An 8,426-nucleotide genomic window follows, 5' to 3' on the forward strand; every position below is an offset into this window, starting at 1 on the left:
GGGACAGCGCCCCGCGTGCGCGCTCCGAACTCCTAGACACCATGAGCACACCCACTTTCACCGTTGCCGACATTCGCAAGAGCTTTCTGGACTTTTTCGCATCCAAGGGCCACACCATCGTGGAGTCGAGCCCTCTGGTGCCCGGCAACGATCCGACGCTGATGTTCACCAACTCGGGCATGGTCCAGTTCAAGGACGTGTTCCTGGGCACCGACAAGCGCCCCTACAAGCGCGCCACCTCGGTGCAGACCTGCCTGCGCGCAGGCGGCAAGCACAACGATCTGGAAAACGTGGGCTACACGGCCCGCCACCACACCTTCTTCGAGATGCTGGGCAACTGGTCCTTCGGCGACTACTTCAAGCGCGAGTCGCTCAAGTGGGCCTGGGAGCTGCTGACCGAGGTCTACAAGCTGCCCAAGGAACGCCTGCTGGCCACGGTCTACGCCGAGGACGACGAGGCCTACGACATCTGGACCAAGGAAATCGGCCTGCCGCCCGAGCGCGTGATCCGCATCGGCGACAACAAGGGCGGCCGCTACAAGAGCGACAACTTCTGGATGATGGCCGACACCGGCCCCTGCGGCCCCTGCTCGGAAATCTTCTACGACCACGGCGCGCACGTGGCCGGCGGCCCTCCGGGCAGCCCTGACGAAGACGGCGACCGCTTCATCGAAATCTGGAACAACGTGTTCATGCAGTTCGACATGGACGAGCAGGGCAACGTCAAGCCGCTGCCCGCGCCCTGCGTGGACACCGGCATGGGCCTGGAGCGCCTGGCCGCCATCCTGCAGCATGTGCACAGCAACTATGAGATCGACCTGTTCCAGGCGCTGATCAAGGCCGCTGCGCGCGAGACGCACATCGCCGACATCGAGACCCCCTCGCTCAAGGTGATCGCCGACCACATCCGCGCCACTGCCTTCCTGGTGGCCGACGGCGTGATTCCCTCCAACGAAGGCCGTGGCTACGTGCAGCGCCGCATCGTGCGCCGCGCCATCCGCCACGGCTACAAGCTGGGCCAGAAGACCCCGTTCTTCCACAAGCTGGTCAAGGACCTGGTGGCCGTGATGGGCGATGCCTATCCCAAGATCCGCGAGCAGGAAGCGCGCATCACCGAAGTGCTGCGGGTCGAGGAAGAGCGCTTCTTCGAGACCCTGGCCAACGGCATGGAAATCCTGGACGCGGCGCTGGCCGGTGGCGCCAAGGTGCTGCCCGGCGACGTGGCCTTCAAGCTGCACGACACCTACGGCTTCCCCCTGGACCTGACCAACGACGTCTGCCGCGAGCGCGGCCTGAGCGTGGACGAGGCGGGCTTCCAGACCGCCATGGAAGAGCAGAAGAACAAGGCCCGCGCAGCAGGCAAGTTCAAGATGGACCGCGCCCTGGAATACACGGGCGATGCCAATGCCTTCACGGGCTACCAGAAGCTGGCCGAGGCCGCCAAGGTGGTGGCACTGTATGCCGAAGGCAGCGCCGTGCAGGAACTCAAGGCCGGCCAGAGCGGCGTGGTCGTGCTCGACACCACGCCTTTCTACGCCGAGTCCGGCGGCCAGGTGGGCGACCAGGGTGTGATCAGCACCACGGGCGCACGCTTTGCGGTCGAGGACACGCTCAAGATCAAGGCCGATGTGTTCGGCCACCACGGCGTGCTGGAGTCCGGCAGCCTCAAGGTGGGCGATGCCGTGCAGGCCGAGGTGGACACGCAGCTGCGTGCCGCCACCATGCGCAACCACTCGGTCACTCACATCATGCACAAGGCCCTGCGCGAAGTGCTGGGCGACCACGTGCAGCAAAAGGGCTCGCTGGTCAACGCCGAGCGCACGCGCTTCGACTTTGCCCATAACCAGCCCGTGACCGCTGAAGAGATCCGCGAGATCGAACGCCGCGTGAACGCCGAGATCCTGGCCAACACGCCCACCGATGCGCGCGTGATGGACATCGAATCGGCCAAGGCCACGGGCGCCATGATGCTGTTCGGCGAGAAGTACGGCGACTCCGTGCGCGTGCTGGACATCGGCAGCAGCCGCGAGCTGTGCGGCGGCACCCACGTGCAGCGCACGGGCGACATCGGCCTGTTCAAGGTGGTGGGCGAAGGCGGTGTGGCCGCTGGCGTGCGCCGCATCGAGGCGGTGACCGGCGAGAACGCGCTGGCCTACCTGCAATCGCTGGAATCCACGGTGGACCAGGCCGCCGCCGCGCTGAAGGCGCCGACGGCCGAGCTGAACACCCGCATCGGCGGTGCGCTGGAGCAGATTCGCGCGCTGGAGAAGGAAGTGGCTGCGCTCAAGGGCAAGCTCGCTTCCAGCCAGGGCGACGAGCTGGCCGGCCAGGCCGTGGACGTCAAGGGCATCAAGGTGCTGGCCGCCAGGCTGGAAGGCGCCGACGCCAAGACCCTGCGCGACACCATGGACAAGCTCAAGGACAAGCTGGGTGCCGCAGCCATCGTGCTGGCCGCCGTCGATGGCGACAAGGTGCAGCTGGCCGCAGGCGTGACCAAGGCCGAGACCTCTCGCATCAAGGCTGGCGATCTGGTGAACTTCGTGGCCAGCCAGGTCGGCGGCAAGGGCGGCGGCAAGCCCGACATGGCCATGGCCGGCGGCACGGACGCTTCGGGCCTGCCCGCGGCGCTGGCCGGTGTGCACGCCTGGGTGGCAGAGCGCGTCTGATCCAGCTGCGCGGCAGATGATTCCTGCTGCTCCTTCTTCGGGACGCCCCGGTGGACTCCACCGGGGCGTCTTGCCGTGGGCGCTGCGTATGACCTACATGGCCTGGGTGATGGGCGTGCTGGCGCAGTCGGCCGCTGCCGCCGCGCAAAGCGTGGTCTTCATCAACCCCGGCCGCTCCGACGAGCGCTACTGGACCACGGTCAGCGAGGCCATGCAGGACGCGGCCAATAGCCTGGGCATGCAGCTGCAGGTGCGCTACGCGCAGCGCGACCACCTGCGCCCCATCGAGATTGCGCGCCAGATTGCCGCCTTGCCCAAGGCGCAGCGGCCCCGCTACGTGATGTTTACCAACGACTACAGCGTGGCGCCTGAAATCCTGCGCACGCTGGAGGCCGCAGGCATCGACAGCTTCATGGCCTTCAGCGGCGTGCCCGAGACATTGCGCGGCCAGACCGGCGTGGCGCGGGAGCGCTATCGCCACTGGCTGGGCAGCCTGGAGCCGGGCGCCGAGGAGGCCGGCTACCTGACCGCCAAGTCACTGTTTGCCGCTGCACGGGCATCGGGCCAGGCGCGTGCGGCCGATGGCCGGCTGCACATGGTGGCCATTGCCGGGGACCGCTCCACGCCCTCCTCGGTGGAACGCAATGCCGGCATGCGCCGCGCGGCGGCCGAGGCCAGCGACGTGGTGCTGCAGCAAGAAGTCTTTGGCGAATGGCGCCGCGAACGCGCCGAGCAGCAGGCGGCCGTGCTGTTCCAGCGCTATCCCGAGGTGCGCCTGGTCTGGGCGGGCAACGACGAGATGGCCTTTGGCGCCATGCAGGCCTGGCGGGCGCGGGGCGGCTTGCCGGGGCGTGACGCCTTCTTCAGCGCCATCAATTCATCGGCCGCCGCCATGACGGCGCTGCGCACGGGCGAGCTGTCGGCACTGGCGGGCGGCCATTTCCTGACCGGCGCCTGGGCCCTGGTCATGCTCTACGACCATGCGCACGGCGCCGATTTCGCCTCCGAAGGGCTGGAGCAGGTGCGGCCCATGTTCACGCTGCTGGACAAGTCCCAGATCGACCGCTACGAGCGCAGGATCAGCGCGCCGCTGGCCCCTCTGGACTTTCGCAGCTACAGCAAGCACCTCAATCCCCGGCTGCGGCGCTACGGATTCGAGCTCAGGCACCTGCTGCGCTGAGCGCCTCCCATGCCCCGCTTCCGCTCGATTGCCTCTTTGCTGATCCTGCGCATCATCCTGCTGGCCGTGGCCTGCATGCTGGTGTTTGGCGGCGCCCACGCCTGGTGGGAGTACCGCAAGGGGCAGCAGGAGTTTCGCCGCTCCATGGAGACGCTGGTGGCCAACAGCATGATCTCGCTGTCCGCCGCGTTGTGGGACATCGAGCCGGCCCTGGTGCGCGAGCAGGTGCAGTGGCTGGGCAGGCTGCCCCTGGTGGGACATGTGCAGCTGCGCGTCACCTCCACGGGCGAGATGTACGAGGCGGGCGAGCCCAGGGATGGCCGCGCGCCTGCCGTGTCCATGCTCATTCCGGCACCGCGTCACAGCCAGTCCAGCCTGCCGCTGGGCGAACTGCAGGTCTGGGAGAACCGGGGCCACTACCTGGAGGTGCTGCGCGACTCCACGCTGCGCGTGCTGCTGGGCTATGCGCTGTTCACGGCCCTGGTCTGCCTGATGGTGGCCTGGGTGATGCGCAGGGAGCTGCGCCAGCCGCTGCAGCAGATTGCGGGCTTTGCGGCCAACCTCAAGCCCAATGAGTTGTCGAGGCCCTTGGTGCTGGAGCGGGCGCGGCGCGGGCAGCGCGACGAGATCGACATGGTGGTGCAGGGCTTTGGCCAGTTGCAGCATGACCTGCGCGGCCACATCGAGCATCTGGACCTGCTGGTGGCCCAGCGCACGGCCCAGCTGGAGGAGCTGGTGGAGGAGGTCAAGCGCATGTCGCTGACCGATGCGCTGACCGGATGCCTCAACCGCCGTGCCATGGACGAGCGCCTGGCCTCCGAGGTCGCCCAGGGCCAGCGCCTGGGTGCAGCCCTGAGCGTGATGTTCGTGGACGTGGACCGCTTCAAGCAGGTCAATGACAGGCACGGCCATGCCGCAGGCGATGCCGTGCTGCGTGAGGTGGCACGGCGTTGCCGGCACGCACTGGAGCGGGAGCCTTCGGCGCAATGGATGGCGCGCTATGGCGGGGAGGAGTTCCTGATCGTGATGCCCGGTGTGGCTGCGGCCCAGGCCTGGGCGCTGGCCGGGCAGCTGCGCGAGGCCATACGCTCCACGCCCATACAGGTCCATGGCCTGGAACTGGCGGCGACGGCCAGCTTTGGCGTGGCGCAACTGCAGGGCGCCGAGAGCGCGCAGGAACTGCTGCAGCGCGCCGATGCCATGCTCTACGAGGCCAAGCACGCCGGGCGCGACTGCGTGCGCGTGGCCGGCCTCACCTGAACGGCACGGCGCCAGGGCTGGCTCAGAACAGTTCGATATCGTTGCTGTTCACCTGGGGGGCCAGCAGCCCCTGGGTGATCAGATCACCGTAGTACCAGGTCTGGTTGCGGCCATGCTCCTTGGCGTGGTAGAGGGCCTGGTCGGCATGGCCCAGCACCTCCACGGGTGCGCCCGTGCCCATGGCGGCAAAGCCCGTGCTCACGGTGATGCGGCCGACCTGGGGGAACTCGTAGCTCTCCACGTCGTGGCGCAGGCGCTCCAGCGCCTTGCGGGCATTGACCAGGCTGACCGAGCGCAGCAGCACCACGAATTCCTCGCCGCCGAAGCGGAACACACGGTCCTTGGCGTCGAAGCAGCTGCGCAGGATGTTGGCCACCAGGATCAGCACCTCGTCGCCATACAGGTGGCCAAAGCGGTCATTGATGCGCTTGAAATGGTCGATGTCGATGGCGGCCAGCCACTGGCCGGGAACGTCTTCCGTGGCCACGCCCGGCATGGCCATCGGCGCCTCCTGCAGCGACAGGCGCAGGAACTGCTCGTCGAAGGTCTTGCGGTTGAGCAGGCCGGTCAGCGCATCGCGTTCGCTGTAGTCCAGCAGGCTCTGGTAGTTGTGATAGACGCCGAAGATGCCCTGGATCACATCGAGCCGGCTGGGCGAGAAGGCCGTGGACTGCGTGATCTCCAGGCAGTGGTAGGCCGTCTCCTGGCGCCACAGCGGCAGCCACAGCACGTGCTGGCCATCGGGCTGCACGGCCGAGGCGATGAGGGCGCGCTGCTGCAGCGCCTGCTGCAGCGCGGGCATGGAGGCCAGCTCCACGCTTTGCGGGTCATACAGGGCCTCGGCATCGGTGGACATGACCTGATCGCCCTGGCTCCAGGTGCGCGCACGCACGCAGTGCCTGCCGTCGGGCATGGCGAACAGCTCCAGCGCCCGCACCTGCACCACGCCATTGAGCTTGAACAGGGTGGACAGCACCGAGATTTCCAATCGCAGATGGTCCCTGTGGGCCGTCATCTCGACCAGATTCTGTAGCAATGGCTGCATGCGAGGCCTTGTATTGGAAGAGGGCGCGACCGGCTCAGCGGCGCTCAAACACCAGATCCCACACACCGTGGCCCAGGCGGATGCCACGGTTTTCGAACTTGGTCAGCGGCCGGTAGTCGGGCTTGGCGGCATAGCCCTCGGCCGTGTTGGCCAGCAGGGGTTCCGCACCCAGCACCTCCAGCATCTGCACCGCATAGGGCTCCCAGTCGGTGGCGCAGTGGATGTAGCCACCGGGACGCAGCCGTCGTGCCAGCTTGGCTACCAGAGGCTCCTGGATCAGGCGGCGCTTGTTGTGCTTTTTCTTGTGCCAGGGATCGGGGAAGAAGATGTGGATGCCGTCCAGGCTGGCCTCGGGCAGCATGTTGTCGATGACTTCGACGGCGTCGTGCTGCAGGATGCGGATGTTGGGGATGTCCTGCTCGCCAATGCGCTTGAGCAGGGCGCCCACGCCGGGCTCGTGCACCTCGCAGCACAGGAAGTTGTCATCGGGGCGCACGCGCGCGATGTGCGCCGTGGCCTCGCCCATGCCGAAGCCGATCTCCAGGATCAGGGGTGCCTGGCGGCCATAGGTGGCAGAGGCATCCAGCGGCGCGGCCTGGTAGTTCAGCACGAAGCGCGGACCCAGCTCCTCGAAGGCCTTGGCCTGGCCTGTCGTGGTGCGGCCGGCGCGGCGCACATAGCTCTTGATGGTCTTGGGATGGGCCACGCCCTCGGGCGGCTGGCCGGTACGGGCGGCCGCAGGTGTGGAGGGCGAAGAGGAATCGTGCGGCGCACCGGGGGCAGCGGACATGGTGTTCGGGGTATCGCCGTCCATGGACTGCTCGGCTTGGGGGGAAGAAATTGGGTTCACGGGCTCAATTGTATGTATGGCGCCAGCCCCTGACCCAGAACTGCAGCGCTTCGCCCAATGCGGCCTGGGGTGATGGCTGGGGCAGTCCCAGGTGGGCGGCTGCGGTGCGCAGCGCGGTCACAGGGTCGCTCAGGTCCAGTGCAGGGGCGCCGTGCTGCTTGGAAAGCTTTTCGCCGTCGGGCATGAGCACCAGCGGCGTGTGCAGGTACTGCGGGTGACCTATGCCCAGGGCGCGCTGCAGCAGCATCTGGCGGGGCGTATTGTCAGCGAGGTCGGCGCCGCGCACCACATGGGTGATGCCCTGCAGGCCGTCATCGACGACCACGGCGAGCTGGTAGGCCCACAGGCCGTCGGCCCGGCGCAGGACAAAGTCGCCCACGCCGTGGATCACATCCTGCTGCTGGGCGCCCAAGCGGCGGTCCTGCCAGTGCAGCACGGGGTCGTGGCGGATGAAGCGGTCCAGCGCAAAGCGCCAGGCCCGGGCGCTCTTGCCGTGCAGGCCGTCGCGGCAGGTGCCGGGGTAGGGCCGCTCCACATGGCGCTCATGGGCCCAGCCCAGGTTTTCCCAGGCTGCCTCGATGTCCTTGCGCGTGCAGCCGCAGGGATAGGCCAGGCCGCAGGCCTTGAGCCGCTCCAGTGCGCTTTCGTAGAAGGTGTGGCGGCGGGACTGCCAGACGGGCTCTTCATCCGGCAGCAGGCCGCAGGTGGCAAGCTGGTTCAGGATGGCGGTGTCGGCACCGGGCTGGCAGCGCGGAGGGTCTATGTCCTCGATGCGCACCAGCCAGCGGCCGCCATGGGCGCGTGCATCCAGCCAGCTGGCCAGCGCCGCCACCAGGGAGCCTGCATGCAGCAGGCCCGTGGGTGAGGGCGCAAAGCGGCCGACATACGGGGATGGGGCGGGTGCAGAGCCGGTTTCGGCGGATTCAGGGGCGGCGGGAATCATCGGGGCCGGATGTTAAGGCCTTGCGCCGCCCCCTGCCAGGACCTGGTGGCCTGGTTCAGTCTGCAACCAACGCCAGGGCCATTTCCAGTCCCGAGACAAAGGCATCCTCCACGCGGCGGCCAATGCACCAGTCGCCGCACAGGCCCAGGCCCGCATCCTTGTTGCGCAAATGGCTGCGGCCCAGCGGCGACAGGGTCTGCGCATGGGGCCAGAGGTAGACGCTGGCATGGCGGGGAGGGATGCGGATGCGCGTGATCTCGCCAAAGGCCTTCTGCATCTTGGCCAGCACGCGCGGGGCGTCGTCGGAGCGGTGCTCTTGCGACCATTGGGGACTGGCCAGCACGGTCCAGCGTTCGCTTTGGGAGCGGCCCGGCTTGGAGGATTCTCGTGCCACCCAGACCGCGCGCTCATGCATGGTGCGGGCCGCGTTCCACTGCGGCCCCAGGGTGGACAGGCCGGCCTCGGTGGCCATGGGGTAGGAC

Annotated in this window: 6 protein-coding genes and 1 pseudogene; 3 read left to right on the forward strand and 4 right to left on the reverse strand. The window is 67.9% G+C overall.

Annotated features, from left to right (window positions below; all coding sequences use genetic code 11):
- Window positions 1–41 precede the first annotated feature (41 nt).
- The 3 genes from alaS to JHD82_RS21865 all read left to right on the forward strand — a co-directional run bounded on the left by alaS (window position 42) and on the right by JHD82_RS21865 (window position 5,106).
- Window positions 42–2,666, forward strand: coding sequence for an alanine--tRNA ligase (gene alaS / locus JHD82_RS21855; protein ID WP_199138746.1), 2,625 nt, complete (start codon window positions 42–44; stop codon window positions 2,664–2,666).
- A gap of 88 nt (window positions 2,667–2,754) precedes the next feature.
- Window positions 2,755–3,846 carry an ABC transporter substrate-binding protein gene (locus tag JHD82_RS21860; RefSeq protein ID WP_199138748.1) on the forward strand — a complete coding sequence of 364 codons (1,092 nt, stop codon included), beginning with the start codon at window positions 2,755–2,757 and terminating at the stop codon, window positions 3,844–3,846.
- A gap of 9 nt (window positions 3,847–3,855) precedes the next feature.
- On the forward strand, window positions 3,856–5,106 hold the full coding sequence (locus JHD82_RS21865) for a sensor domain-containing diguanylate cyclase (RefSeq protein ID WP_199138755.1): 1,251 nt from the start codon (window positions 3,856–3,858) through the stop codon (window positions 5,104–5,106).
- Window positions 5,107–5,128: 22 nt separating this feature from the next.
- On the opposite strand, the gene JHD82_RS21870 is transcribed toward JHD82_RS21865, so the two are convergent.
- The 4 genes and pseudogenes from JHD82_RS21870 to JHD82_RS21885 all read right to left on the reverse strand — a co-directional run.
- Window positions 5,129–6,151 carry a GGDEF domain-containing protein gene (locus JHD82_RS21870; protein ID WP_013802165.1) on the reverse strand — a complete coding sequence of 341 codons (1,023 nt, stop codon included), beginning with the start codon at window positions 6,149–6,151 and terminating at the stop codon, window positions 5,129–5,131.
- Window positions 6,152–6,185: 34 nt separating this feature from the next.
- Entirely contained in the window at window positions 6,186–6,941 is a 756-nt protein-coding gene (gene trmB / locus JHD82_RS21875; protein ID WP_374191658.1) for a tRNA (guanosine(46)-N7)-methyltransferase TrmB, read from the reverse strand.
- 64 nt (window positions 6,942–7,005) lie between these two features.
- A complete protein-coding gene (gene gluQRS / locus JHD82_RS21880; RefSeq protein WP_199138757.1) occupies window positions 7,006–7,944 on the reverse strand; it encodes a tRNA glutamyl-Q(34) synthetase GluQRS in 939 nt (312 codons plus the stop codon).
- A gap of 55 nt (window positions 7,945–7,999) precedes the next feature.
- A pseudogene (locus JHD82_RS21885) lies at window positions 8,000–8,426 on the reverse strand (amine oxidase); the annotation flags it as partial.

The sequence above is a fragment of the Delftia sp. ASV31 genome (assembly GCF_016428765.1).
Classification (GTDB): domain Bacteria; phylum Pseudomonadota; class Gammaproteobacteria; order Burkholderiales; family Burkholderiaceae_C; genus Comamonas; species Comamonas acidovorans.

Bases quoted from the DNA above. Each gene is read 5' to 3' on its own strand.
- JHD82_RS21865 (WP_199138755.1), top strand. From the start codon at position 3,856: ATGCCCCGCTTCCGCTCGATTGCCTCTTTGCTGATCCTGCGCATCATC.
- alaS (WP_199138746.1), top strand. From the start codon at position 42: ATGAGCACACCCACTTTCACCGTTGCCGACATTCGCAAGAGCTTTCTG.
- gluQRS (WP_199138757.1), bottom strand. From the start codon at position 7,944: ATGATTCCCGCCGCCCCTGAATCCGCCGAAACCGGCTCTGCACCCGCC.
- JHD82_RS21870 (WP_013802165.1), bottom strand. From the start codon at position 6,151: ATGCAGCCATTGCTACAGAATCTGGTCGAGATGACGGCCCACAGGGAC.
- trmB (WP_374191658.1), bottom strand. From the start codon at position 6,941: ATGTCCGCTGCCCCCGGTGCGCCGCACGATTCCTCTTCGCCCTCCACA.
- JHD82_RS21860 (WP_199138748.1), top strand. From the start codon at position 2,755: ATGACCTACATGGCCTGGGTGATGGGCGTGCTGGCGCAGTCGGCCGCT.